Annotated in this window: 1 protein-coding gene; it reads right to left on the reverse strand. The window is 71.6% G+C overall.

Annotated features, from left to right (window positions below; genetic code table 11):
* Positions 1–972: IS110 family transposase (locus AB1460_RS37805; protein WP_368967387.1), on the reverse strand; the 972-nt coding region annotated here is incomplete at both ends.

A 972-nucleotide genomic window follows, 5' to 3' on the forward strand; every position in this document is an offset into this window, starting at 1 on the left:
CTGGTGGGGATCGGCCAGGCCGCGAGGTCGTCCCAGGTCTGGTTGTTCCGCAGACACCACCACAGCCGCCCGAGGGCCTTGTTCGCGAGGTTACGCAACGCCGCGTTGTGGTGGTCGCCGGCGGCTCGGCGCCGGTCGTAGTGGGCGCGGGCGCCGGTGGACTTGGTGAGCATGGCGAAGGCCCACCAGTGGCAGGCGTCCGCGAGGCGCTTGTTACGGATCCGGCGGGCCAGGACCCGGCGGGACCGGCCGGAGGCGCGGGTGACCGGGGCGGTCCCGGCGAATGCGCGCAGCCCGCCAGCAGTGGCGAAACGGCTGAGGTCATCGCCGATCTCGGCCAGGACCCGGGCGGCGAGTACCGGTCCGAGGCCGGGCGCTGAACGCAGGACACCTGCGAGAGGATGCGCCTCGAACTCCACTGCCAGGGCCTGTTCGAGCTGGTCGACGGTGGTGTGCATCGCGGTCAGGATGCCGAGGAGGCCGAGGACTGTCTGACCCAGCGCGGCCTCGACCGGCGGTGGCTGACGCAGCGACGGGGTCCGTAGCGCGGTGACGATCTGCTCGACGAGGCGGGGGTCGTTGCGTCGACCGCAGCGGTGGAGCAGGGCCACGATCTTACGGGCGGTCAGCGTCAGTCCCTGGCCGGGTGTGGATGCGGCCGCCAGGATCGTGAGGGCGGCTTTGTGCTGCAGGTTCGGGAAGGCACGCAGCGCCTGGGGGTAGAACTCCAGCAGCACCGAACGCAGGCGGCTGGTCGTTTGGTGCATGGCCCAGACGGCTTCCTGATGCTGACGGGCGAGCACCTTGACCGCACGGGCACCGTCGCTGAGGGACGGCAACGGGCGGTGCTGGTGGCGGTCGGTGCGCAGGATGTCCGCCAGCACGCGGGCGTCGCCGGGGTCGGACTTCGTGCCGGCCTGGCCGTGGCGTTCCCGGTAGCGGGCAACAGCGCGGGGATTGATCGCGAAGAGC

It is taken from the genome of Parafrankia sp. FMc2 (assembly GCF_041008525.1).
GTDB lineage: Bacteria > Actinomycetota > Actinomycetes > Frankiales > Frankiaceae > Parafrankia.